This is a genomic window from Bacillus cereus group sp. BfR-BA-01310 (assembly GCF_022664325.1).
Classification (GTDB): Bacteria; Bacillota; Bacilli; order Bacillales; family Bacillaceae_G; genus Bacillus_A; species Bacillus_A paramycoides.
Genome location: NZ_JAKUHD010000094.1, coordinates 1 through 438 on the forward strand (window position 1 = coordinate 1; position 438 = coordinate 438).

A 438-nucleotide genomic window follows, 5' to 3' on the forward strand; every position below is an offset into this window, starting at 1 on the left:
AGTTAACCATTTTTGACGTAATGGATGAAACTAAAAATAAGCTTTATGAGGTATTAGAGAAAAATGGATTAGATTATAAGATTCATAAGTACTATTTATATTCGGATTATGAGGGAGCTGTTCAATATTACTATATAAGAACAACCGACAATACAATTATTGATATGTGTATCTCTGATTTTCTAGAAATCTTCGCTATTCATAAAGGATTTAGCGATAAGCAAATTAGAAAAATTTATAACTGGAACTTATAAGTCTATATAAATAACAAATTTAATTAATGGAGGAATGAAGATTGCTGTATCGGAATGGAAAGCATTGAAAAAAGAAACAAAGTTAAAGTTATTACGTTATGCGATGCTGGAAAGCAAGTATAAGTATGCAAAATAAAAGCTCTTCATTTGCAAAAGCAAACAAAGAGCAAAGTCATGAGTGACC

1 protein-coding gene is annotated in these 438 nt (G+C 28.8%); it reads left to right on the top strand.

Annotation, left to right across the window (positions count from 1 at the left end):
- Positions 1 to 254 (top strand): hypothetical protein (locus MR109_RS29755; RefSeq protein WP_242274862.1); only part of this gene is annotated, 254 nt, incomplete at its 5' end.
- Between the last annotated feature and the right edge of the window lie 184 nt (positions 255 to 438).